Source organism: Rhodoluna limnophila (assembly GCF_005845365.1).
GTDB classification, from domain to species: Bacteria; Actinomycetota; Actinomycetes; order Actinomycetales; family Microbacteriaceae; genus Rhodoluna; species Rhodoluna limnophila.
The window spans coordinates 491,941-515,425 of the sequence record NZ_CP040509.1 but is presented as its reverse complement, the minus strand read 5'-3'; the positions used below and the strand labels follow the sequence as shown (position 1 = coordinate 515,425).

The following is a 23,485-nucleotide window of genomic DNA, read 5'->3' as shown; positions in this document are numbered from 1 at the left end:
GTCCTGCCTATCTAGTGGGTTGGTGAAGCCGGAATTGCATCACCATTTGAAACTACCGGCTTTGTAGAACTTTTTGCAGCACCGACACCGGAGGCAGAAGCGGCCTCAGCTGAAGCCACGCTTGCAGTGAGGTTAGTTGAAACCTCGGTAAGAGCGGCGTTGGCGATTAGGTTCTTTGAAATGCGACCCGCAGTGTTCAAAGCTTCCTGCGGCTTACCCAATACTTTCTGGTCTGAGAGACGAAGAAAAACTGGGTTGGCGTTGGCAATCATGCCCAGCTTTTGCGCTGAGTTTGAAAGGTTCTGCTGAGAAGACAGAGAGTCAACCTCTTCACCCAAAATTTGAGTGGTGGTAGTAAGTTCCTTGCGCTCCTGCTGGAGAGCAGCCAACTCGTAAACGGCGTTTGAGGTCATGATGTGCAGGAGCAGATTTAGCAGTGCAATCGCAAGTGCACCGATAGTGATGGTTGCCACTACGACCATGCCCGGACGCGAGTTCTGCCACTGGATTGGCGCTGCCTTCAGCTGCTGAGTGCGTACGCGAGTCTGTGCTGGCGCTTTGGTTAGGCGAAGGGTGCTCATGCGGCGCTCCGGATCTTTTCTGCTGCACGGAGTCTGACCGATGCTGCTCTTGGGTTTCTAGTAATTTCTTGGGCGGTTGCTGCTTCGGCGCCTTTGACCAAAAGACGCACGGTTGGAGCATGTTCAGGAAGCTCAATCGGCAGTTCAATCGGAGCCGAGGAGTTGGCCGCGGCAACCAAAGCCTGCTTGGTGATGCGGTCCTCAAGCGAGTGGTAAGACATAACGACGATGCGGCCACCGACGGCTAGAGCATCCAGAGCCGCTGGAATGGTTCGTTCTAGAACTTCGAGCTCACCATTGACCTCGATACGTAGGGCCTGGAACACCCGCTTGGCAGGGTGCCCAGAACTCTTACCCGGAATGAACGGGATAACCTTTGCAATCAAACCGGCCAGTTCGGTACTGGTGGTGAAATTCTTTACCTTGCGAACCGCGATGATTTCTCTCGCGACTGCCTTGGCGTAACGCTCTTCGCCATACTCTTTGAAGATTCGGGCCAATTCTGATTCGGAATAGCCGTTCACAACGTCAGCGGCAGTCTTACCCTCAGTCGAGTTCATACGCATGTCCAGCGGAGCCTCATACGAGTAGGCAAATCCGCGGTCGCGCTCGTCAAGCTGCATCGAAGAAACACCGAGGTCAAGCAAAATGCCCTGCACGGCAGGAATTTCAAGGTCGTCAAGAACTTCAAGGATCTCGTCATAGACAGCGTGGACTAGGTGGACCCGGCTGCCGAATCGAGCTAGACGCTGGCCAGCCAGCTCAAGTGCCTTAGGGTCACGGTCGATGCCCACCAGTGTCAGCTGGGGAAAACGCTCCAGGAATGCCTCACTGTGTCCGCCAAGACCAAGGGTTCCATCCACGAGCACTGCACCCTCGATTTCGAGTGCAGGGCCGAGAAGTTCAATTGCTCGCTCTAGAAGTACCGGTTCGTGAAGTTCAGAAATTTGCTTTGACATGGTGACCCTGGGCTAGAAAAGCCCTGGAATCACCTCCTGAGCAACACTGGCGAATGCGGTTTCCTGCTGGGCAAGGTACTCAGACCAGGCTTCAGCATTCCAAATCTCAGCACGTGAACCAACACCGATGACTACTAGGTCCTTCTCAAGACCGGCATACTGTCGCAGCGCAGCAGGGATAGTTACTCGACCCTGCTTGTCTGGAACTTCATCTGATGCGCCTGATAGAAAAACTCGCAGGTAGTTGCGAGCCTCAATGCTGGTAACCGGGGCCTGACGGATCTTTTCATGAACCTGGGCAAACTCGGCTGCACTGAATACGTACAGGCAGTTCTCTTGGCCGCGGGTGACTACAAGTCCCCCCTGCAACTCCTCACGGAACTTTGCCGGAAGAATTACGCGACCTTTTTCGTCGAGTTTCGGTGAGTGCGTACCTAGCAACATGTGCGCTCCCCCTTCGAAATCGACGCGATGCTTAACTAACTCCACATTACACCACTTTGCTCCACAAATGCTGAAAATTCAGCGATATTTCGCGTTCGGCGTGTTGTAAGTATCAGTAATTTACTGGGATTAAGCAAGTGGAGGGAAAAGCCCAGTTAAACCAAAAAATCCACCCCGAAGGGTGGATTTTGGATATTCAGTTACTGGCCCTGGCGTTTATCCCAGCGATCTTCAAAAAAGCTTCGGTTGAACTCTTTTTTGGTGGCTTTTGGAGCTGATTTACCGGTTGAGGCAGCGACTGACGGAGCCTTTGCGACACCAGAATTCGAGCTGGCCAGGATTAGGCCGGTAAGCATAACCAGGAATCCGACGACACCAAACAGCGCAAACTGGAGCATCACGGCGACTATCAGCAATGAGATACCAATAACGCTGACGGCTAGACCGCCGATGATTCTTCGTGGAGAAAATGTTGCTGGCCGGCTCAGTTTGGAGACAAGGTCGGCGTCGGTCGCGTAGAGACTGCGCTCCATCTCATCCAAAAGGCGTTGTTCACGCTCGGAAAGACCCATTAGATGCTCCTTTGGTGTGTGGTAAACCCACTGGTAAAAGTCTAAACACCTTGTGGCCGTTAGGCTATTCCCGTGAGCGAAACCAAAGTATTACTTAGCCTGATTCAAGAGCACCTGGATGAATTCTGTGCAGCACAGAGACAAGATTTTGATCTGATCTCAGAAGACCTCTCCCCGCTTGTCGACTACACAAAAGACCTACTGCAGGGCGGCAAGCGCTTCAGGGCTCTATTTGCCTACTGGTCATGGGTTGGCGCGCTCAGCACATCTGGGTTTCAGCAGACCGAGGCCGAACGTCAAAAGTCAGCCGAGGCCATTGTTGGCATCACCGCAGCACTAGAGATGTTTCACGCTGCCGCCCTGGTTCACGACGACCTCCTAGATCAATCTGACACCCGCCGTGGCGCGCCGGCGGTGCACAAACGCTTTGAACTGCTGCATGCCGACTCTTCTTGGGCCGGAAGCCACGAGCGCTTTGGTGTCGCCGGATCGGTGCTCGTTGGCGACCTAATGCTCGGCTGGAGCAGCGAAATTTTTGGAACTGCGCTGCTGAACGCTCCATCTGATGAGATTCAGGCTGCTTGCCGCAATGAGTTCAGCAAAATGCGCGTTGAAGTTATGGCCGGCCAGTACCTTGACGTCCTCGAAGAAAATGCAGCTATGACCAGGCCGGTTTCGGAGTCTGTGGGGCGCGCTAATCGAGTGATGCTTTACAAGACCGCAAAGTACAGCATCGAAGCCCCGCTGCTGATCGGCGCCGCTTTTGCAGGCGCAGGATCAGGCCTGCTCCGTGGCTTATCTGCCTTTGGAATTCCCCTTGGAATGGCTTTTCAGTTACGCGATGATGTTCTCGGTGTTTTTGGCGACCCGGCCGTCACCGGCAAACCCGCAGGAGATGACCTTCGCGAAGGCAAGCGCACCGTGCTTATCGGATTGACCAGAGAAACCTTGACGCCATCAGTTGGACGAATTTTTGATGAGCTTTTGACCAGCCGAAGCCTCGATGGCGAGCAAATTGGATTCTTACAGCGGACCATCACCGAATCTGGTGCATTGGCCAAGAGCGAAAGAATGATTGAGGAGCTTGCAGAAGAGAGCATGAATGCCCTGCAGACCTTGGACATCGATGCCCGTGCGAAGGATCAACTCCGCGAACTCGCTCTGAAGGTGATTAACCGCCAGGCCTAGTTAGGCAAGCAGCATTGCAAGTCGGCGAACTGCCGATTTGTGACCTTTCAAGAGAAACTCCATCGGGGTACCAGGCAATGAATCGTCGAAGGTGTAGAGCCATTCGACAGCCTCCTGCTCGGTTAGGACGCAGTCCAGAAGAACAATCATTGTTCCCTGAAGGCTGGCCAGAGGTTCACCGTCGACGATAACCTCAGCTGGAATCTTTAGGACCCCGTCCCGTCTGGCGGCAATCAACTGATGCTCTTCTAACATGCGGCGAACCCTGCCCAACGGGACATTTAGTTCTTCAGCCGCTTCAGGAACGGTCAGCCAATTGGTCACACTATCTAGAACATCATTCACAAGACAAGACTGCCACACCTTGAGCTAAGTTCAGCAATCCCACAGCCCGTGGGATGATATTTAGAGTTGCCGAACACCGGCAGACAACCCGGAGAGGCCTACCATGGCAGATTTGATCGGGCGCCTGATTGGCGACCGCTACCAAGTTTTGCGCATTGTGGCAAGCGGAGGCATGGCCACCGTATACCTGGCAGAAGACCTTCGGCTACAGCGAAAAGTCGCGCTAAAAGCCATTCACCCGCACCTAGCCAATGACCTCGAGTTTCGTGAAAAATTCATTCGTGAAGCCCGGATGGCTGCCCGCCTTGCGCACCCCAACCTCATCAACGTCTTCGATCAGGGCGAGGACGGCGAAATTGCCTACATGGTCATGGAGTTCGTTGCAGGCATCACCCTTCGCGATGCGATAAACGACTTTGGTGCCATCGAACCAGCCCGGGCACTCGAACTTTTTGAGACCGTTCTAGCCGGCCTAGCCGCGGCTCATCGGGGTGGAATTTTGCACCGCGACTTAAAGCCAGAAAACATCTTCTTGGCCGATGATGGGCGCATTAAACTGGGCGATTTTGGCCTTGCTCGAGACATCGACAACGCAACATCTACCGGTTCGCTGGTTGGCACTGTGGCATACCTGTCTCCGGAACTTATCACCCGGGGAACAGCCGATGCCAGGAGCGATGTTTACGCCGCTGGAATCATACTTTTTGAGATGCTCACCGGCAGCCAGCCTTTCAAGGGTGAACAGGCAGTTCAGATTGCCTATCAACACGCTCACCTCTCGGTTCCAGCCCCTTCGACGCTGAATCCGAAGGTTGGCCCGCTGGTCGATGAAATTGTCCTTTGGGCTACAGCGCGCGAAGCTGCCCACCGCCCGGTGGATGCCGGCGAATTACTTGAAGTGGTGAAGCGGGCTAGAACCGAGCTAAAGGCTGGGAACCAAACGATCAGACTTACCCCTGATCGCCCAGTAGACCTAAATTCCGCCACCACTGTCTTGCCCACCGATGCTGTCGACCCCGACGCCACCCAAATTTTTACCGCCGGAAACCTAGCCGGAAACGAAACAGCTGTGCTTTCTGAGCTCGGTCAAACGCAGGTCCTGGATTCAGATCTCGCAGCAGCGGACTCGCTAACGCCGGCAGCTGATTCAGGATTAGTCAAGCTCGGTCGTAAGCGCCGCGGGCTTCGATTGGCTTTGGCGACCGTGCTGATTGTTCTGCTGGGCTCTGGTGCCGGCTGGTGGTTCTCCAGCGGCCCCGGCGGGTTTGCAACAGTGCCCGAACTTACCAATCGCACGCTGGAACAAGCCGAAGTAGCGCTGAACGCTATCGGCGCTGAATTTGAGGTTTTGACCGAGACAAGTGACTCGGTGGCAGCAGGCCTAGTTACCCGGACTGATCCGCCCAGCGGAGCCTTACACTTCGGAGGGGCCATCAAACTGTACGTATCCGAAGGCAAGCGAATGGTGGCTGTCCCAGAAATCACCGGGCTCAACGTGGCTGAAGCCACGGCAGCCCTGATCAAGGCCGGACTGCGGATTGGAGCCGTTTCATCCTGGTTCGACAACGCCACAATAGGTCAAATTTTTGCCAGCAGCCTGGATGGCAAGGCAGAAGTAGAAGTTGGCACTGCAGTGGACGTCAAGATTTCGCTCGGGCCAATTCCCGTAGTTGCTGGCCTGGACAAAGCTGTTGCAGTTGCAGCTCTTGAGGCCGTGGGCCTTAGCGTTTCGACAATCTCTGAGGAATTCAGCGACACAGTCAGCGCGGGTCAAGTGATTTCTTTGGTTCCCGAAGCTGATGCTTTGACCACAGGCGGTAATGTCACCCTGATAATTTCGAAGGGGCCAGATTTGGTCGCAGTACCAGCGGTTGTTGGTGAAACCATTCTTGCCGCGCAAGGCGCTCTCGAATCATCCGGCTTCAAAGCGACCATTGACACTAACCAACTCAGCAGCAAGTGGGGTGTGGTGACAGTGAAGCGCGTCAGCCACCCAGAAGGAACGCTCTTGAAGCGCGGCTCCACCGTCACGATTTACTCTCGCTAGGTAAAAAAATAGACCCCGTAGGGTCTATTTTTTGGCTTATCTCTTGGCCAGCTGCTCAGCCACCAAGAACGCAAGCTCCAGTGACTGCATGTGGTTCAAGCGTGGGTCGCAAACTGATTCGTAGCGGTCCTCTAGGCTCGCCTCGTCAATCTGCTCTGATCCACCAAGACACTCGGCAACGTCATCGCCGGTGAGTTCAACGTGAACACCGCCTGGGAATGTGCCCGCAGCCTTGTGAACCTCAAAGAAGCCTTGAACTTCGTTCATCACATCGTCAAAGCGACGAGACTTGAAACCATTCTTGGTTGTGATTCCGTTGCCGTGCATCGGGTCGGTGATCCACAGCGGGTTGGCCTCAGAGTCGCGGACCGCTTCAACCAGCTTCGGCAATTCATCGCGGATTTTGCCGGCACCCATGCGGGTAATGAAGGTCAAGCGTCCTGGTTCGCGGTTTGGGTCGAGCTTCTCAATCAGCTCAATGACATCCTCAACCTGAGTTGTCGGGCCCAGTTTGACACCGATTGGGTTGCGCACGCGCGATAGGTAATCAACGTGAGCGTGGTCCATCTGACGGGTGCGTTCACCAATCCAGATGAAGTGACCTGAGGTGATGTAAGGGTTACCGGTTCGTGAGTCGATTCTGGTGAGCGGGCGCTCGTAGTCCATCAATAGGCCCTCGTGGCTCACGTAAAACTCGGTGGTCCGAAGTTCGTTGAAGTCTGCACCACAGGCAGCCATGAACTTAATGGCACGATCGATCTCTTGAGCCAAAGATAGGTAACGTTCGTTGGCTGGATTGTTAGCAAATCCACGGTTCCATTCGTGAACCGAACGCAAGTCGGCAAATCCGCCCATGGTGAATGCACGAATGAGGTTTAGCGTAGAGGCCGAGGTGTTGTAGGCCTTGATCATGCGCTTAGGGTCTGGAACACGTGCTTCTGCTGTGAAGTCGTACCCGTTGATGATGTCGCCTCGGAATGCAGGCAGAGTAACGTCACCACGGGTTTCGTTATCGCTGGAACGAGGTTTAGCAAACTGACCCGCCATGCGGCCCATCTTGATAACCGGCATCGAAGCGCCGTAAGTCAGAACGACAGCCATCTGAAGCAGGGTCTTGACTCGGTTGCGAATTCGATCTGCTGTTGCGTCAACAAAAGTCTCGGCGCAGTCACCACCCTGAAGCAAGAACGCCTTGCCAGAAGCGGCCTGAGCGAGGCGATCACGCAAAATGTCTACTTCACCGGCAAAAACCAAAGGTGGCAAGGTTGCAAGTTCCGCACGAACGTCAGCAACCGCGGCAGCGTCAGGCCATGATGGCTGCTGAGCTGCAGGCAACTTTAGATAGTTGTCGAGCCCGGCAAGTACAGCTGGATCCGGCGCAACTACATGTTCGTTCATTTTGCTACTTTCTACCTTGCGAGACGAGCTCGTTTTTCTTTTACTGACGATGCGTAGGCATCGACGTACTCTTGGCCACTTAGTTTTTGCAATTCGTACATGATTTCATCGGTGACGGCGCGCAAGACAATGCGGTCACCCTCCATGCCATCAAATCTGGAGAAATCCAAAGGCTCTCCCACCACAATACCGATGCGTCGAATTTTCGGCATACGCTGACCGATTGGCTGCACCTTCTCGGTGTCAATCATCGCCACCGGAATCACTGGCACTTTGGCCTCCAGGACCATGCGAGCAATTCCGGTTCGCCCACGGTAAAGCCGTCCATCTGGGCTTCTAGTGCCCTCTGGATAAATGCCCAGCAATTGTCCCTGGCCAAGCACTCCTAGGCCGGTATTCAACGACGCCTCAGAAGCTTTTCCGCCCGAACGGTCGATCGGCAACTGCCCAGTTGACTTGAAGAACCAGCGAACCAAAGCACCCTTGATGCCCTTGCCGGTGAAGTACTCACTCTTGGCCAAGAAAACAACAGGGCGTCGTGTTTGCAATGGCAAAAAGATGGAATCCGAAAACGAAAGGTGGTTGGATGCCAAAATCGCTGCTCCGGTGCTTGGAATGTTCTCCATTCCGCGCACCCATGGCCTAAAAAGAACACGCAGCAGTGGGCCGAGAATCAGGGTTTTGAAAATAAAGTACGCCACAGCCTGATCCCCTTTCTCGGTACCTAGGTGAACTTCTAGTTTATCTCGAGGCTAGTGAGACTCGGGCCAGGTCAGCGGCACCGACCACACCCGCATCATTCACAAATTCGGCTGTCACAATTTTGAGTTCTGGCCTAAAACCAGCTGCTGGCATGTGCTTGCGGTAGGCGTCTCGAATTGAGCCCAACAGTAATTCACCTGCAGCGCTCACGCCGCCGCCGATCACCACGATCTGCGGGTCAAGGATTGCGCTAAGTGAGGCAATGGCTTGGCCAGTCCAAGAGCCGACATCAGCCAACAGCTTTCTGGCTCCGGCATCACCCTCGAGGATTGCCTCGTAAACCTGAACACCGGTTAGTTCACCAGCCTGGTCGGCCAGCTCACCTAGTCGAGCACCGAGCGGGTCACCCGAGGCGACCAATTCGCGGGCGGTTCTAACCAGCGCTGTACCCGAGGCATAAGACTCGATGCAGCCGCGTTGCCCGCAGCCACATTCAACGCCGTTTGGAACAACGCGCATGTGCCCGAGTTCACCGGCCACTCCAAAACCGCCGCGAAGCATACGCCCGTCAACGATGACTGCACCGCCAACGCCAGTTCCCAGGGTTAGCATGACCATGTGCTGGAAGCCCTTGCCGGCACCGAATCGGTACTCCGCCCAAGCTGCAGCGTTGGCATCATTCTCGATAATTACCGGAATGTCGAGCTTGGCTTCAATTTCAGCCTTAAGCGGGTAGTTCTTCCAGCCAAAGTTAGTGCCGTAGATAACAGCCGATTGGGCTGCATCGATAAAGCCGGCCATTGCGACTCCGGCCCCAAGGACTTCGTGGCCATTGCGCAGTTCACTGATCACACCAACAACTGCATCAACCAACGCAGCCGGATCTTCAACCGGGGTCGGTACTCGAAGTTCATTCACGATTTGGCCGGACTCATCGACCAGGGCACCCGCAATTTTGGTTCCGCCGATGTCAATTCCGATTGAATACATGGTGTCCTCTAGGTGTCCGAACTGCTTGATTTAGAGGGAAAAATCTCCCTCTCAGGCCACTTGGCCATTCGCTTCGTAAAAGTTTAGCTTGGGCGGCAAAAACGATTGGCCTAATCAGTGCAAAATTAGTGAAAACGACAAGTAGAGTTATGGAAAGTATCGAGCCTGGAGGGGTCAATGAAGACTTACGATGTTGCACCAATTGTTGTCTCAGACGAGTCAGAAAACATCTCGGATCTTTTAGCGAATCGAGCACAAAAGACCCCAAATCTTCCACTCTTTGCCATCGAGTCATCACCCGGCCAATGGGAAGACGTTTCTGCTAAGGCTTTTGAAGAGCAGGTTATCTCCGTCGCCAAGGGCCTTATCGCAGCTGGAATCCAGCCTGGGCAAGCTGTTGGCATCATGAGCCGCACCCGCTACGAGTGGACCGTTCTGGATTTTGCGATTTGGTATATCGGCGCAGTATCGGTTCCGGTCTACGAATCTTCAGCACCAAGCCAAATCGAATGGATTTTGTCAGACTCCGACTGCGTGGCGCTTTTCGTCGAGAACGACGAGCACAAGGCCCGATTCCAAGAAATTATGGCAAGTGCTCCCCTGTGCCGCCAAGTTTGGACCATCGACAACGGAGACATTGAACTACTGGTTAGAGAAGGCAGATCCGTCACCGATGACGAAGTGCAAGCTCGCCGCCGGATTCCAAAACTGTCAGATCTCGCGACCATAATCTACACCTCGGGTACCACCGGCAAACCAAAGGGTTGTGAGCTAACTCACCGCGGCTTCGTCGAACTGAGCAAAAACGCGACTCTCGAACTTCCGATGGTTGTCAAAGAGGGAAACAGCACATTGCTCTTCATTCCTCTGGCACACGTATTCGCCCGATTCATCTCAGTGCTGGCCGTTCACGGAGGCGTTAAGGTTGGCCACCAACCTGATTCCAAGAATGTCGGCCCGGCGATGGCTAGTTTCAAACCTCACTTCCTTTTGGCAGTTCCTCGCGTGTTTGAAAAGGTTTACAACTCAGCCGAGCAGAAAGCTGAGGCAGCCGGCAAGGGCAACATTTTCCGCAAGGCGGCGTACACCGCGATTGCCTACTCAAAGGCGCTGGACACACCAAAGGGCCCAGGCCTTGGCCTGAAGATTCAACACAAGCTTTTCGATGTTTTGGTTTACAAAAAACTTCGCGCTGCTATGGGTGGCCGCGTTGACTACGCGGTTTCGGGTGGTGCCCCACTGGGTGCGCGCCTTGGCCACTTCTATCGCGCAATTGGACTCATTGTGCTCGAGGGCTACGGACTCACTGAGACCACCGCACCGGCCATGATTGGTCGCCCAAACTCGCTGAAAATCGGCAAGGTTGGTCGTATGTTGCCGGGCACCGGCATCAAGATTGCCGAGGACGGCGAGATCTGGCTTCGCGGAATCAACATCATGCGTGGTTACTGGCGAAACCCTGCAGCCACTGCAGCCACCATGGAGGGCGAATGGTTCAAGACCGGCGACATCGGTGAACTGGATGAAGACGGCTTCTTGAGCATTACCGGCCGAAAGAAAGAATTGATCGTCACCGCCGGTGGAAAAAACGTTGCACCAGCGCCGCTCGAAGACCCGCTGCGCGCCAATCCACTAATCGGACAGGCAATTGTGGTCGGAGATCAGAAGCCTTTCGTGGCGGCCCTGATTTCACTTGACCCTGAAATGCTTCCGATGTGGCTGGCTAATCACGGCCTAAACAAAGACCTAAGCCTTGCCGAGGCGGCTAAGGAGCCAGCGGTTATCGCTGAAATTCAGACTGCAGTAGACCGCGTAAACAAGTCGGTTTCTAAGGCTGAGTCGATCCGCAAATTTGTAGTACTAACCCAAGAGCTAAGCGAAGACAGCGGGCACCTAACCCCATCGCTAAAGATCAAGCGTGAGACTGTGCTTTGTGACTTTGCACCGGCTCTGTCAGAGATTTACGATTCTGGGCCGGCGACTCAAGAAAACCAAGCGGTTTAGTTACTTCATAAACCAGTCGGTGGCGCGCAGATTGCGCATCGCATTTTTGCGTTCGTCTGACTCAAGTCGGTCAAGATAAACCAAGCCGTCGAGGTGATCGCACTCGTGCTGAAGCGCCTGAGCCATAAGCCCGGAACCGCTAACCTCTATCGGGTTACCATCAAGATCGAGACCCTCAGCCCGAGCAAACTGCCATCGCGGAGTTTTGTGCCAAAGCCCAGGCACCGATAGACACCCCTCGTCCAGCAAAACCTTCTCGCCGCTGAGTTCGGTCAGGACCGGATTGATTAGGTAGCCGACATCTCCGTGGATGTTGTAACTAAAGGCCCGCAGATTCACACCGATTTGAGGCGCGGCCACACCCGCTCGGCCAGGCAATTTGGTGGTGTCGAGCAAATCCTCAATTAGTGCACGAGTTTTTGCATCAAAACTCGCAATCGGATCAGATACCGTTTTTAAAACGGGGTCGCCAAATAGGCGTATTTCACGCACTGCCATCGATTAGTTTGGGTTGTTTAGTGAGTCCACCAGGAGTGCAGCTAGCTCACGTGCTGCCTCGCGAGTGCCCTTCTTTAGGTCGGCAAACTTGATTACAGAACCGGCGGCTAGCGCAGGGTCGTAAGGAATGCGAACCACTGCGCGCACGCGGGTTTTGAAGTGCTGTTCAATTTCGTCAAGCTTTACCAGCTGAGTGGCCTGGGTAGCCGTGTTCAGAGCAACGATGGCATTACGAACCAAATCGCCGTAACCGTTGGCTTCCAGCCAGGTTAGGGTCTCCGACGCCAAACGAGCCTCGTCAACAGATCCACCAGAGACAATGACCAAACCATTAGCGCGCTGCAGAGTCGGGCGCATGACTGAGTGAACGATACCGGTACCACAGTCAGTTAGCACGATTGAGTAGTAGCGGGCGGCCATATCGGCAACCACGTTGTAGTCACCCTCGTCGAAAGCTTCTGAAAGCATTGGGTCTGAGTCAGACGCCAAAACGTCTAGGCGGGTAACATCTCGCGAGACCATGGTTGAGAAGTCAGTGAAGCCATCGACCGCTGCCGCACGGTTCACTACGTCACGAACAGTAAAGCGGGTCGACTTACTGACGCGCTCCGCAAGGGTTCCGCGGTCAGGGTTTGCATCGATGGCAATAATGCGGTCTTCGCGGGCTAGAGCTAGCGCCATACCGAGGAGCGTACTTACGGTGGTCTTTCCAACGCCGCCCTTGCGAGTAAGCACTGGAACAAATCGGGCACCGCCCTCTAGTGGCGCACCAATTCGAGCATCAACTGCCTTTCGCTCACGCACAGCGAGTGAGTCGCCAAGATTGATGGTTTTTAGGCTCAAGAAGTAGAGGAAGCGACGGAATCCGGCTTCTGGCGCTGGACGGTTACGTGCACTGCCATCAAGCAGACGATCCGCGGTGAGCATTGCGGCAGGTTCTGGCTGGTCAAAAACTTCTCCGCGTAGGCTGTCGCGGCGGGAGTAGTTTGAACGTCGGGTCGCGTTAGGGTCGGCAACTTCAACCTCGCGGGTAAATCGCGGCTCTTCGGCAACAATCTCAATCGATGAGGTTCCCGGTGACACATCAATGGATCCAGCGTCAACGGCTACTTCAGCAAGTGAGTGAGAGCGCACTGGCGTCTCTTCAGCTGCCGGACGAGGTGCTAGAAAGTCACTCTGACCGTCTTCAGGTTTTTTCTCCCAAATTGACACTGTGAACTCCTATGTTTTGGTCAGCGCAAACGAACCTAAGCGCTTAGACAGTCTAACGACTAGAACGAAATTGAGTGAGGGTTACTCTGGCTCAACAACCAGAATCAAGTCGCCTGCATCAACCGATTGGGTCTTCGATACAGCCAAACGCTTGACTACACCGGCAACGCTCGCGGTAATGGTCGCTTCCATCTTCATCGCCTCGATGGTTGCCACAGGCTGACCAACTTCAACGTGGGTTCCCTCAACGGTTGCCAAAGTAACCACACCCGCAAATGGAGCCGCGACGTGACCCAAGTTTCCTGCGTCAGCCTTCTCAGCTTGAACAGTGTCAACCGCGACCTTTCGATCGCGGATGTTGATTGGGCGCAGCTGGCCGTTCAAAGTAGCCATGACAGTGCGGAAACCCTTTGCGTCAGGGGTACCGATTGCCTCTAGGCCAACATAAATTTGAACACCGCGACTGATCTGAACAACGTGTTCTGCACCGGCTTCAAGACCGTACAGGTAGTCGACAGTGTCAATCTGGTCGAGGTTGCCGAAGGTTTCCTGTGACTTCAAGAACTCTGCGGTCGGAGCTGGGAACAATAGTCTGTTCAGGGTAGAACGGCGAAGCGCAGAATCGGCACCCTGAAGCGCAGCCAAATCAGTCTCGTTGACGGGAGTAACCCCGAACTTGATGTTCTTACCCTGCAAGACCTTGGTGCGGAAAGGCTCCGGCCAACCACCCGGCAGGTCACCGAGTTCTCCGGCCATGAAACCGACAACCGAGTCAGGAACATCGTAGTTCTGAGGGTTTTCAGCAAAATCAGCTGGATCTGCATTTACGGCAACCAGGTGGAGTGCCAAGTCGCCAACCACCTTTGAAGATGGAGTCACCTTGGTTGGGCGACCCAAAATCTCATTTGCGGCCGCGTACATGTTCTCAACCTTCTCGAACTGGTCCCCCAGTCCAAGTGCAATTGCCTGCTGGCGAAGGTTCGACAGCTGTCCGCCCGGAATTTCGTGGTGATAAACGCGTCCGGTCGGGCCAGGAAGACCAGATTCGAACGGGGCGTAAACCTTGCGCACTGCTTCCCAGTAAGGCTCTAGTTCAGCAACGGCAGCAAGTGGAATTCCGCTGTCCTTGCTGGTGTGAGCAAGCGCTGCAACCAGCGCTGAAGCAGATGGCTGGCTGGTCGTGCCGGCCATTGGCGCTGAGGCAACGTCAACCGCGTCTGCACCGGCGTTGATAGCCGCCATAAGGGTGGCTAGCTGACCGCCAGCGGTGTCGTGGGTGTGTAGGTGAACCGGAAGGTCAAAACGTTCGCGAAGGGCGCTGACGAGCTTCTCAGCGGCAGCTGGCCGCAACAGGCCTGCCATATCCTTGATCGCAATGATGTGGGCACCTGCAGCGACAATCTGCTCGGCCAGGTTCAAGTAGTAGTCAAGTGTGTAGAGCTTCTCATCTGGGTCCAGCAGGTCGGCTGTGTAGCACAGCACAACTTCAGCAACAGCAGTCTTGGTTTTGAGCACTGCATCAATCGCTGGCTTCATCTGGTCAACGTCGTTCAAGGCGTCAAAGATTCTGAAGATGTCAACGCCGGTTGCGGCTGCTTCGGCCACAAACGCCTCGGTAACCTCGGTTGGGTAAGGGGTGTAGCCCACGGTGTTGCGGCCGCGAAGCAACATCTGGATGCAAAGGTTAGGCATCGCTGCTCGCAGGGCAGCTAGACGCTCCCATGGGTCTTCGCCCAAGAATCTCAGGGCAACGTCATAGGTTGCGCCACCCCAGGCCTCAACCGAGAGCAGCTGGGGAGTTAGGCGCGCAACATAAGGTGCAACCTGCACTAAGTCGCGTCCGCGCACACGGGTTGCCAAAAGCGACTGGTGTGCATCACGGAAGGTGGTGTCAGTAATAGCTACTGTGGTCTGCTCGCGCAGAGCCTTGGCAAAGCCCTCTGGTCCAAGCTCTAGCAACCGCTGACGTGAACCAGCCGGTGCCGGCACCGAAAGGTCTACCTTTGGCAACTTTAGGGCTGGGCTTACGTGACCGGCTCGAGGACCGTTTGGCTGGTTGACCGTTACATCGGCTAGCCAAGACAAAATCTTGGTTCCGCGGTCCTGAGATGCCTTGGCCGTAAATAGCTCTGGGTGCTCATCGATGAATGAGGTACTCAAATCACCGGTTTCAAAAATTGGGTCGGCAAGCACAGCCTGCATGAATGCAATGTTGGTCGAGACGCCGCGAATACGGAATTCGGCGAGCGCACGCTTTGCGCGGGTAACAGCCGACTTGAAGTCGCGACCAGTTGCAATTAGCTTCACCAGCATCGAGTCGAAGTATGGGCTTACCTCGGCGCCGGTTGAAACCGTTCCGCCGTCCAAGCGAATACCCGCACCACCCGGCGAGCGGTATGTAGTGATCTTTCCGGTGTCTGGACGGAAGTTCTGTGATGGGTCTTCGGTAGTGATTCGGCACTGAACAGCAAATCCATGCATCTGGATTTTGTCTTGGGTCAGCCCCAAGTCACCTAGGGACTCCCCTGATGCAATGCGCATCTGGCTCTGAACTAGGTCGACATCGGTGATCTCTTCGGTGACCGTGTGCTCAACCTGAATACGTGGGTTCATCTCGATAAACACGTGCTTGCCTGCATTGGCACCTACTGTGTCAATCAAGAACTCGACGGTACCGGCGTTCTGGTAACCGATTTGGCTCGCAAATGCCACAGCATCGCGGTAAAGGGTTTTACGCAGTTCGTCATCGATGAGCGGCGCTGGAGCAATCTCCACAACCTTCTGGTTACGGCGCTGAATCGAGCAATCGCGTTCAAATAGGTGGACAACGTTGCCCTGGGTGTCGGCAAGAATCTGAACTTCGATGTGTCGTGGGCGAAGAACAGCCTGCTCTAGGAACACTCGAGCATCGCCGAATGCGCTCTCGGCCTCACGTGACGCCTCTACCAGAGCTGCACGCAAGTCCTTTTCTTCAGCAACGCGGCGCATGCCTCGACCGCCACCGCCGGCAACGGCCTTAACGAAGATCGGAAAACCAATGTCCCCGGCCAAGCCAAGCAACTCATCAACGTTTGCTGAAGAGGGTGAAGACTTTAGAACCGGGACGCCAGCGCGAATTGCCGCCTCTTTAGCAATTACCTTGTTGCCGGCCATTTCAAGAACATCAGAAGACGGACCAATAAAGGTGATTCCGTGGGCTTTTGCAGCCTCGGCTAATTCAGGGTTCTCAGACAAGAAGCCGTAACCAGGGTAAATTGCGTCAGCGCCTGACTCGACTGCAACCCGGATGATTTCAGCAACGTCTAGGTAAGCCCGGACCGGGTGACCGACTGAACCAATCTGGTAAGCCTCGTCTGCTTTTAGACGGTGAGTTGAGTTGCGGTCCTCATAAGGAAATACGGCAACAGTCTTAGCGCCTAGCTCATAAGCGGCGCGAAAAGCGCGAACGGCAATTTCGCCTCGGTTGGCGACCAGAATCTTCTTGAACATTAGTTCCTCAAGCGTCGTATTGGCGAACATGGGTGCATGGCGCTCTAAATAAAAAGGTAGCCTATTTCTGTGCATGTACTTAGCGTCAGCTCCCTAAAGGGAGGCGTCGGCAAGACCACCATTACTCTTGGTCTGGCTTCAGCTGCTTTTGCTCGAGGGCTAAGGACTTTAGTAGTAGACCTTGACCCGCAGTGCGATGCATCGACTGGGTTAGGCGCCATTGGAGCTTCAAAAGCCACCGTTGCTGATGTACTGAAGAATCCCCGGCACAACGTCGTGCTTGAGTCAATCGTACCGAGTAGTTGGGGCAAAGTTCAGTCTGGTCACATAGATGTAATGATTGGCAGCCCCCGAGCCTTGGTTTTTGACGTTCCTAGCCCAACTGTTCGAGAAGTCTGGAAGCTCGAGGAAGCGCTTTCCAGGGTAGAGAATGACTACGATTTGGTACTGATCGATACCCCTCCATCGATGAATGGCCTCACCCGAACTGCCTGGGTTGCTAGCGACCGCGTGCTGGTGGTTTCGGAGCCTTCAATTTTTTCAGTGGTGGCAGCCGAGCGCGCGCTGCGAGCCATCGAGGAACTTCGCAGAGATATTTCCCCGAGGCTCCACTCGGTCGGGGTGCTAATCAATCGACTGCGACCACTCTCGCGTGAGCATGACTTCCGCATCCAGGAGCTCAAAAACATGCTTGGGAACGCGGTTCTAGAAGTCCAACTGGAAGAGAAATCGACCATCCAGCAGGCCCAGGGCGCCGCAAGGCCAATTCACACTTGGCCGGGTGAGGGCGCAAGGAACATAGCTATCGAATTTGAGTCCATCCTAGATTTCATCGAGAGCTCATTTGCGGAGCGGGACATCAAACGAACTCGGGCAAAAGCATCTAAATTTACCAAATTTCGTAAAATCATGCGCGGACAGAAGCATCAGGCTGAGCTAACCGAGGATGTTGAGGCGCTTTTGAGCGACACCGCCGAATCGGTTAGTCGCCGAGAGGAAAGCTAGACAGCTTTTTTGCTTTGACGACGAGCTGAAAGTTCATCCAGGTCATCGATGTGATTTTCTTTTATGCTGCTGAGGCTGGCTTCAACCTCGCGGAGCACTCGACCAACGGCAATACCAAATACACCTTGGCCTCGGCCCAATAGGTCCATCACTTCGTCTTGGGTGGTGCAAAGGTAAACCCTCGAACCGTCAGACATCAATGTGATTTCAGCCAGGTCACGGATACCAGCAGCGTGCAGCTGATCTACAGCAACGCGAATCTGCTGCAACGAAACTCCAGTGTCAAGCAGGCGCTTGACCAGCTTCAAAACCAAAATGTCGCGGAAGGCGTATAGACGCTGTGAACCAGAACCTGCCGCACCGCGAACACTTGGTTGAACCAATCCTGTGCGGTCCCAGTAATCAAGCTGGCGGTAGCTAATTCCGCAAGCTGCAGCAGCAGAGGTGCCGCGGTAGCCAACTTTTGGGTCACTTGAAGGCAAACCGTCGGTGAAGAGCATGTTTTGTGAGTAGTCGATCTGGGTTTCAGATTCGTGCTCAGACATTTCTGCTCCTCTCTAGTTAACGTTCAAGTACAGGTTTAATTGTTGCCCTTGATAGGCCCTATGCTCTGTTAATTTAAACCCTCGGCGTGTCGCGGTCTAGAGGCGGTTTTTTAGCCGTCAATCTTGTCTACGACGGCGCGGATTAGCTCGGAGCGGATAGCCGAAAATTGACTCTCGATTTCTGCCGCATAGTGAGCCGCGCGAGACCGGCTACCGGTGTCTTTTTTACTAAGGACCGGCGCCACAACGCCCTCAATGATTCCGATTTCTCGGTCAGCAGAGGCTTTGAGTCCGCGCAGGTGCCTTGGTGAAATTCCAAATCGTTGCAGGTGCACGATTGACTTGGCAATCTCTAGGTCGGTGGCTTCAAAGGGCTCTTGACCAATCAGCGAAACATCCTGCGCCTCAGCGATCAAACCGTCGGTAATTCCGGTTTCGGTGATGACCTCGATACGAGTAAATTTTCGATTGCGCGAAGATGCCAATTGCGGTGCGGCACCGCTACCAGGCAGGGTTGGCTGCTTACCTGCATCCAAGTCAGCTAGATAGGTGCGAATTACCCTCAGAGGCAGGTACTGATCACGCTGCAGTTCGAGAACAATCTGAATCCGCTCAATGTCTAGTTCGGTGAACTTGCGGTAGCCCGAATTAGTTCGTTGAGGCGAAATCAAACCCTGTTCCTCTAGGAATCTGAGTTTTGAAGGGGTCAGATCAGGAAAGTCTGGATTGAGAACAGCCAGCACCTGACCAATGTTGAAAAGTTTTACCTGCCGCGCAGAAAAAATGCTTGCCGGAGCTACCTCAGCCACTAGTTCACCTGACCAAGATCTGCTCGTGAAGCGTAGAAGGTCAACCGGAACTTGCCGATTTGAACTTCGCACCCGTCGACTAGTCTGGCCGCATCAATGCGCTGACCATCGAAGTAAGTTCCATTCAATGAGCCGAGGTCCTTAACCTCAAACACTGCCCCATCGCGGTGGAATTCAGCATGGCGTCGCGAAACAGTGACGTCGTCAAGGAAAATGTCAGCATTTGGGTGGCGACCAATGGTCGTGACGTTCTGATCTAGCAAAAAGCGAGAACCCTCGTTCGGGCCGCGCTTGACGATAAGAAGCGCTGATCCAGAAGGCAATGCACCGATGGCAGCTTCTTCGTCGTTTGATAAAGAGGGCCCCATCTGAGCCAAAAGGTCTTCGTTAAAACGCAGGGTTGACCCAACTTCATCTGAAGAGCCCCCAAAGCCCAACTCTGCAAAATTCATGATCCCCATACTCCTTCGGTGATTAGCCTACTTGACTTCAATCGGGTCATTTTTCACGATTGATCTGACCTGACGCAGGTAAACAAAACCAGCCCACCAGTAAAGCCCAACGCCCCATAGGGCAAAGGCCCAGGCTAGCGGCAGCAGCCAGGCAATCAAGGGCCAAATCTCAGCCATAAGCAACAACGGAAAGGCATAGAGAAGAGAGAATGTGGCTACTTTTCCGAGGAAATGTACTGGCAGAGGGCCGTATCCGTGATTGGCCAAGACCACGTAGGCAACGGCCAGCACCACATCTCTGGCAATAATGACCCACATCAACCAGTAAGGAATGATGCCGGCGATAGCCAGCCCGACCAGGGTAGAAAATATGTAGAGTCGGTCGGCAGCCGGATCTAAAAGCTGACCTAGGCGGGTGACCTGATTCCATCTACGTGCAAAAAAGCCATCAAGGTAATCAGTGAGGCTGGCTAATGCCAATACCAAAATCGCTGAATAAAAATGACTGTTGATAAGCAGCGTAAGGAACACCGGAACCAGCGCTAACCGGAGCATACTCAGCAGGTTAGGCAGGGTTAGAAACTGCTGCCTAAGGCTAAGTGCTGGCTGGTCCGACATATTCAGATTTTATTCCTACGAGCGCTTGCGCTTCTCGCGCACTCGCATACCCACTTCGATAGGCGTACCTTCGAAGCCGTAAGTCTCGCGGAGTCGACGCTGGATAAAGCGGCGGTAACCCGGATCCAAGAATCCGGTGGTAAAGAGCACAAACTTTGGCGGGCGGCTGCTGGCCTGAGTCGCAAAGAGAATTCTTGGTTGCTTGCCACCACGGACCGGGTGCGGAGTTTCCATAGCCAACTCTTGGACAAAAGCGTTGAGCTTTCCGGTAGCGATTCGCTGGTCCCATGAGTCCAGCGCAACCTCTAGGGCTGGTACAAGCTTTTCGAGGTGACGACCGGTTTTGGCTGAAATATTCACGCGCGGGGCCCAGTCAACGTGCGCCAAATCCTGCTCGATTTCACGCTCTAGGTAGCGGCGGCGCTCGTCGTCTAGTTCGTCCCACTTATTGAAGGCAAGAACCAGTGCGCGTCCACTCTGCAGAGCCATGTCGACGATTCGAATGTCTGCTTCGCTGATTGGCTGAGTTACGTCAAAAAGAACCACGGCAACTTCGGCACGCTCTAGTGCGGCAGCGGTGCGCAACGACGCGTAGAAGTCGGCACCCTGGGTTAGGTGAACACGACGACGGATTCCGGCTGTGTCTACGAAACGCCAAACCTTTCCACCAAGTTCTACCTGCTCATCGATTGGGTCACGGGTAGTTCCAGCCAGATCGTTGACTACTGCTCGCTCAGAGCCAACAGCTTTGTTGAGCAAGGATGACTTACCAACATTTGGGCGTCCGATGAGAGCGACTCGACGTGGTCCGCCGAACTCTTCTTTGGCAACGCCAGAAACCTTAGGAAGAACCGCCATAGCAGCATCCAGCATGTCTGCAACACCACGACCGTGCAGGGCCGAAACCGGATAAGGCTCCCCTAGCCCAAGACCCCAAAGACCTGCAGCCTCTGGCTCTTGACGTACATCATCGATTTTGTTTCCGACCAAAATTACCGGCTTGCCCGAAGCGCGCAACATTTTCACAACGCGCTCATCGGTGCTGGTTGCACCAACCATGGCATCGACAACAAACAAGACAGCGTCGGCAAGCTCAACTGCGATTTCTGCCTGCAGAGCTACCGAGCGATCGATACCCTTGGCATCCGGCTCCCAACCACCAGTGTCAACAAGGGTAAATTTACGTTCGTTCCACTCAGCCTTGTACGAAACGCGGTCACGGGTAACACCAGGCTTGTCTTCGACAACGGCTTCGCGTCGACCGAGGATTCGGTTCACCAAAGCAGATTTACCGACGTTTGGACGCCCCACGATTGCGAGCACCGGCAGGGCTGGCAGGTAGCGCGGCCCATCTTCAAAGTCATCATCTGAGTCGATAACGTCGAGGTCTTCATCATCAAGGTCGTACTCGTCAAGCCCGGTGCGCAAAGCACGAACGCGAGTCTCTTCTTCAACGGTGCTCATGTTTTTGAGCCGCTCTACGAACTCGGGATTCACCGGTTCGGCATTAAATTCTTGTTCACTCATTGGTTTCCTTAGGCTTCCTCTGGTCTACCAATGCCAGAACGGCTGAGACCGTCTGGTTGAAGTTGAGATCAGTTGAATCCACTAATTGGACTCCGGGTGCCGGAGTCATAAAGTCAACGACACTGGAGTCGCTGGCGTCACGTTCTGATACTTGACGCTTTAGGCTGGCCGCCGAAACTTCGGAAAGTTCAGCAGCACGTCGGTTAAGTCTAACGGCTTCACTGGCTGTCATGAGAATTCTTAATTGCGCTTCAGGCAAAACCACCGTTGTGATGTCTCTGCCCTCAACGACTACGCCGGGCTGACTGGCGCTGAGAACGAGCCGCTGCGTGAGTAATTTCATGAACGCTCTGACGTTTGGCAACTTAGCTACCTGCGATACGTATTCGGCAACCTGACTGTCACGAATGGCAGCGGTAACATCGTGGCCGGCCACGGACACCGAATAAAGATCTGGATCCAGTGAAATTGAGTAATCAAACTCGCGACCCAAATCTGCATTGGCCAGGTCAAGCCCCTTGAAATTTGGCAAATTCAACACAGCCCAGGCTAAAGCGCGGTAGGCAGCACCGGTATCCAAGTACCCGTAACCAAGTTGCCTAGCGACCTGCTTGCTGACACTCGATTTTCCCGATCCAGCTGGTCCATCAACTGCAACTACAAACTTGTCCACTAGGCAATTCTCCAGCCGCGCGCAACGAGGTCAGCGGTCAATCTTTCTGCCTCAGTTTGGGCAACGTAGAGCTCAGCTAGACCAATTTGGGCACTCGGCGAATGCTCGAGTTGCAATTCCTCGAGGTTGATTCCGATCTCACCGACTTCGGTTAGCAGACGAGCAAGTTCTCCCGGACGGTCATCGACCATAACGATTACCTGAGCGTAGTTCGTGTGTTTACCACCGTGCTTGCCTGGGATGCGCCCCACACCGATGTTGCCGGCTTCCATCACTGCACGGATTTGCGCCTGCGGCTCTCGAACTTCGAAACCTGAAATAAGTGAGGAAAGGTCAGCGGCAAATCCCTTCAAGAGCGGCAGCACCTCATCGGCGTTTGCCTCGAGAATCTGAAGCCAAAGCTCAGGGTCGCTGGCCGCGATGCGAGTTGTGTCGCGTAGCCCTTGACCTGCCAAAGCTATGTCTTCAGTCGCGGCCGTTGCCAATCGGGCAGCCAACAAGCTGGACACCAACTGGGGCACGTGCGAGACCAGTGCTACTGCCCGATCATGTTCTTTGGTGCCGACGCGCACCACAGCGGATCCGAGGTGCGATGCAAGATCGGCAACTAAATCGACGCCACGGTCATCTGCACCAGCGTGCGAGGCGATGACCCAAGGGCGACCAACAAACAAATCAGCACGTCCAGAAATCGCTCCTCCACGCTCGCGGCCGGCCATCGGGTGCGAACCAACATAGCGCTCGAGCGGAGTGCCCGAGGCCTGAAGTTCGTGCAAAACTGAACCCTTTACGCTGGCAACATCAGTGACCACCGCGTTTGGGTAGCGCACCAACTCATCCGCGACGATTTTTGCAGTCATAGCTGGAGGCACGCACACCACAATAAGCTCTGGCAAATCAGTTTCTGTTGCTACTCGCCCCGCACCGTAGCCGACAGCCAAATCGACACTCTTTGGGGATTGCGAAGAAATTACGACGTCGAACCCCTGCTTCGTCAATGCCAAACCGATGCTGGTTCCTAGCAAACCAGCACCAACTATCCGGACCGTGCCGGTTAGGTGGTTCACTGAGCGATGTCCGATCGAAGTGCAGTGGCACCGCGAAGGTAAATGTGCTGAATCTCGGCGCGACTCTTGTTTAGGTCGGCTGTAATCATGATGCGAATAGTTCGAGGCAGCGCGTGCTTTACATCCATCTCGACAAAACACATCAGTGGGACATCGGTCAAGCCGATTGACCGAGCCGCAACAGCCGGAAACTCACTCGTAATGTCTGGCGTTGCTGTGAACAAAATCGAGACCAGCTGACCATTATCGATGTCATTGGCATGAAGCGTCTTGGTCAAAAGTTCAGCAGTGGATTTCAGAAGGTGCTCACGCTCATCGGAATCAATTTGAACTGCGCCACGGATAGCCCTAATCGCCATA

Annotated in this window: 23 protein-coding genes; 4 read left to right on the top strand and 19 right to left on the bottom strand. The window is 54.3% G+C overall.

Features of this window, described 5'->3' with window-relative positions:
• Positions 1 to 11: 11 nt before the first annotated feature.
• The 4 genes from ftsL to FFA38_RS02515 form a co-directional block, all read right to left on the bottom strand.
• On the bottom strand, positions 12 to 581 hold the full coding sequence (gene ftsL, locus FFA38_RS02530; protein ID WP_138315429.1) for a cell division protein FtsL: 570 nt from the start codon (positions 579 to 581) through the stop codon (positions 12 to 14).
• Complete coding sequence (gene rsmH, locus FFA38_RS02525; protein ID WP_138315428.1) at positions 578 to 1,540, bottom strand: 16S rRNA (cytosine(1402)-N(4))-methyltransferase RsmH; 963 nt, start codon at positions 1,538 to 1,540, stop codon at positions 578 to 580. The genes ftsL and rsmH overlap by 4 nt, the downstream gene beginning before the upstream one ends.
• Before the next feature lie 12 nt (positions 1,541 to 1,552).
• Positions 1,553 to 1,984 carry a division/cell wall cluster transcriptional repressor MraZ gene (mraZ, locus tag FFA38_RS02520; RefSeq protein ID WP_138275243.1) on the bottom strand — a complete coding sequence of 144 codons (432 nt, stop codon included), beginning with the start codon at positions 1,982 to 1,984 and terminating at the stop codon, positions 1,553 to 1,555.
• Positions 1,985 to 2,184: 200 nt separating this feature from the next.
• On the bottom strand, positions 2,185 to 2,556 hold the full coding sequence (locus FFA38_RS02515; RefSeq protein ID WP_138315427.1) for a DUF3040 domain-containing protein: 372 nt from the start codon (positions 2,554 to 2,556) through the stop codon (positions 2,185 to 2,187).
• Between the two features lie 72 nt (positions 2,557 to 2,628).
• On the opposite strand from FFA38_RS02515, the gene FFA38_RS02510 reads away from it, so the two are divergent.
• Complete coding sequence (locus FFA38_RS02510; RefSeq protein ID WP_138275241.1) at positions 2,629 to 3,744, top strand: polyprenyl synthetase family protein; 1,116 nt, start codon at positions 2,629 to 2,631, stop codon at positions 3,742 to 3,744.
• On the opposite strand, the gene FFA38_RS02505 is transcribed toward FFA38_RS02510, so the two are convergent.
• A complete protein-coding gene (locus FFA38_RS02505) occupies positions 3,745 to 4,089 on the bottom strand; it encodes an Rv2175c family DNA-binding protein (RefSeq protein ID WP_246030974.1) in 345 nt (114 codons plus the stop codon). It abuts the gene before it with no gap.
• Positions 4,090 to 4,192: 103 nt separating this feature from the next.
• Between FFA38_RS02505 and pknB the strand changes: the two genes are divergently transcribed.
• Positions 4,193 to 6,136 (top strand): Stk1 family PASTA domain-containing Ser/Thr kinase, encoded by a 1,944-nt coding sequence (gene pknB, locus FFA38_RS02500; protein WP_138315426.1) that lies wholly within the window; start codon positions 4,193 to 4,195, stop codon positions 6,134 to 6,136.
• 36 nt (positions 6,137 to 6,172) lie between these two features.
• On the opposite strand, the gene FFA38_RS02495 is transcribed toward pknB, so the two are convergent.
• From FFA38_RS02495 to FFA38_RS02485, 3 genes are read right to left on the bottom strand one after another with little or no spacing between them, the layout of a single operon-like run.
• Entirely contained in the window at positions 6,173 to 7,534 is a 1,362-nt protein-coding gene (locus FFA38_RS02495) for a class II 3-deoxy-7-phosphoheptulonate synthase (RefSeq protein ID WP_138275239.1), read from the bottom strand.
• Positions 7,535 to 7,545: 11 nt separating this feature from the next.
• Positions 7,546 to 8,235: a lysophospholipid acyltransferase family protein gene (locus tag FFA38_RS02490; RefSeq protein ID WP_138275238.1), complete on the bottom strand. Its 690-nt coding sequence runs from the start codon at positions 8,233 to 8,235 to the stop codon at positions 7,546 to 7,548.
• A gap of 40 nt (positions 8,236 to 8,275) precedes the next feature.
• Positions 8,276 to 9,226, bottom strand: coding sequence for an ROK family glucokinase (locus tag FFA38_RS02485; RefSeq protein ID WP_138315425.1), 951 nt, complete (start codon positions 9,224 to 9,226; stop codon positions 8,276 to 8,278).
• Positions 9,227 to 9,403: 177 nt separating this feature from the next.
• Here FFA38_RS02485 and FFA38_RS02480 point away from each other — a divergent pair, with 177 nt between their 5' ends.
• Positions 9,404 to 11,230 carry an AMP-dependent synthetase/ligase gene (locus tag FFA38_RS02480; RefSeq protein WP_138315424.1) on the top strand — a complete coding sequence of 609 codons (1,827 nt, stop codon included), beginning with the start codon at positions 9,404 to 9,406 and terminating at the stop codon, positions 11,228 to 11,230.
• On the opposite strand, the gene def is transcribed toward FFA38_RS02480, so the two are convergent.
• From def to FFA38_RS02465, 3 genes are all read right to left on the bottom strand, one after another.
• Entirely contained in the window at positions 11,231 to 11,728 is a 498-nt protein-coding gene (def, locus tag FFA38_RS02475) for a peptide deformylase (RefSeq protein WP_138315423.1), read from the bottom strand.
• Between the two features lie 3 nt (positions 11,729 to 11,731).
• Complete coding sequence (locus FFA38_RS02470) at positions 11,732 to 12,940, bottom strand: MinD/ParA family ATP-binding protein (RefSeq protein ID WP_138315422.1); 1,209 nt, start codon at positions 12,938 to 12,940, stop codon at positions 11,732 to 11,734.
• An 81-nt stretch (positions 12,941 to 13,021) separates the two neighbouring features.
• Positions 13,022 to 16,429: a pyruvate carboxylase gene (locus tag FFA38_RS02465; protein WP_138315421.1), complete on the bottom strand. Its 3,408-nt coding sequence runs from the start codon at positions 16,427 to 16,429 to the stop codon at positions 13,022 to 13,024.
• Between the two features lie 69 nt (positions 16,430 to 16,498).
• Here FFA38_RS02465 and FFA38_RS02460 point away from each other — a divergent pair, with 69 nt between their 5' ends.
• Positions 16,499 to 17,434 (top strand): ParA family protein, encoded by a 936-nt coding sequence (locus tag FFA38_RS02460; RefSeq protein WP_138315420.1) that lies wholly within the window; start codon positions 16,499 to 16,501, stop codon positions 17,432 to 17,434.
• Here the strand turns inward: FFA38_RS02460 and FFA38_RS02455 are convergent.
• From FFA38_RS02455 to aroH, 8 genes are all read right to left on the bottom strand, one after another.
• Positions 17,431 to 17,979, bottom strand: coding sequence for a MerR family transcriptional regulator (locus FFA38_RS02455; protein ID WP_138275231.1), 549 nt, complete (start codon positions 17,977 to 17,979; stop codon positions 17,431 to 17,433). The two genes, FFA38_RS02460 and FFA38_RS02455, sit on opposite strands and share 4 nt — an antisense overlap.
• A gap of 110 nt (positions 17,980 to 18,089) precedes the next feature.
• A complete protein-coding gene (ftsR, locus tag FFA38_RS02450; RefSeq protein WP_216641475.1) occupies positions 18,090 to 18,788 on the bottom strand; it encodes a transcriptional regulator FtsR in 699 nt (232 codons plus the stop codon).
• Positions 18,788 to 19,240, bottom strand: coding sequence for an FHA domain-containing protein (locus FFA38_RS02445; RefSeq protein WP_172955987.1), 453 nt, complete (start codon positions 19,238 to 19,240; stop codon positions 18,788 to 18,790). Before FFA38_RS02445 ends, ftsR begins: the two co-directional genes overlap by 1 nt.
• A 27-nt stretch (positions 19,241 to 19,267) precedes the next feature.
• Entirely contained in the window at positions 19,268 to 19,858 is a 591-nt protein-coding gene (locus tag FFA38_RS02440; protein WP_138275228.1) for a CDP-alcohol phosphatidyltransferase family protein, read from the bottom strand.
• A 15-nt stretch (positions 19,859 to 19,873) separates the two neighbouring features.
• Positions 19,874 to 21,322, bottom strand: coding sequence for a ribosome biogenesis GTPase Der (der, locus tag FFA38_RS02435; RefSeq protein WP_246030990.1), 1,449 nt, complete (start codon positions 21,320 to 21,322; stop codon positions 19,874 to 19,876).
• A gap of 55 nt (positions 21,323 to 21,377) precedes the next feature.
• Positions 21,378 to 22,058, bottom strand: coding sequence for a (d)CMP kinase (cmk, locus tag FFA38_RS02430; protein ID WP_138275226.1), 681 nt, complete (start codon positions 22,056 to 22,058; stop codon positions 21,378 to 21,380).
• Positions 22,058 to 23,125 carry a prephenate dehydrogenase gene (locus FFA38_RS02425; RefSeq protein ID WP_246030973.1) on the bottom strand — a complete coding sequence of 356 codons (1,068 nt, stop codon included), beginning with the start codon at positions 23,123 to 23,125 and terminating at the stop codon, positions 22,058 to 22,060. The genes cmk and FFA38_RS02425 overlap by 1 nt, the downstream gene beginning before the upstream one ends.
• Entirely contained in the window at positions 23,122 to 23,484 is a 363-nt protein-coding gene (gene aroH / locus FFA38_RS02420; RefSeq protein ID WP_138275225.1) for a chorismate mutase, read from the bottom strand. Before aroH ends, FFA38_RS02425 begins: the two co-directional genes overlap by 4 nt.
• Position 23,485 lies beyond the last annotated feature (1 nt).

Coding starts and splice junctions, on each gene's coding strand:
- pknB (WP_138315426.1), top strand. CDS start 4,193: ATGGCAGATTTGATCGGGCGCCTGATTGGCGACCGCTACCAAGTTTTG.
- rsmH (WP_138315428.1), bottom strand. CDS start 1,540: ATGTCAAAGCAAATTTCTGAACTTCACGAACCGGTACTTCTAGAGCGA.
- der (WP_246030990.1), bottom strand. CDS start 21,322: ATGAGCACCGTTGAAGAAGAGACTCGCGTTCGTGCTTTGCGCACCGGG.
- def (WP_138315423.1), bottom strand. CDS start 11,728: ATGGCAGTGCGTGAAATACGCCTATTTGGCGACCCCGTTTTAAAAACG.
- FFA38_RS02440 (WP_138275228.1), bottom strand. CDS start 19,858: ATGTCGGACCAGCCAGCACTTAGCCTTAGGCAGCAGTTTCTAACCCTG.
- aroH (WP_138275225.1), bottom strand. CDS start 23,484: ATGGCGATTAGGGCTATCCGTGGCGCAGTTCAAATTGATTCCGATGAG.
- FFA38_RS02485 (WP_138315425.1), bottom strand. CDS start 9,226: ATGTATTCAATCGGAATTGACATCGGCGGAACCAAAATTGCGGGTGCC.
- FFA38_RS02480 (WP_138315424.1), top strand. CDS start 9,404: ATGAAGACTTACGATGTTGCACCAATTGTTGTCTCAGACGAGTCAGAA.
- FFA38_RS02515 (WP_138315427.1), bottom strand. CDS start 2,556: ATGGGTCTTTCCGAGCGTGAACAACGCCTTTTGGATGAGATGGAGCGC.
- mraZ (WP_138275243.1), bottom strand. CDS start 1,984: ATGTTGCTAGGTACGCACTCACCGAAACTCGACGAAAAAGGTCGCGTA.
- FFA38_RS02465 (WP_138315421.1), bottom strand. CDS start 16,429: ATGTTCAAGAAGATTCTGGTCGCCAACCGAGGCGAAATTGCCGTTCGC.
- ftsL (WP_138315429.1), bottom strand. CDS start 581: ATGAGCACCCTTCGCCTAACCAAAGCGCCAGCACAGACTCGCGTACGC.
- FFA38_RS02495 (WP_138275239.1), bottom strand. CDS start 7,534: ATGAACGAACATGTAGTTGCGCCGGATCCAGCTGTACTTGCCGGGCTC.
- FFA38_RS02445 (WP_172955987.1), bottom strand. CDS start 19,240: ATGAATTTTGCAGAGTTGGGCTTTGGGGGCTCTTCAGATGAAGTTGGG.
- FFA38_RS02455 (WP_138275231.1), bottom strand. CDS start 17,979: ATGTCTGAGCACGAATCTGAAACCCAGATCGACTACTCACAAAACATG.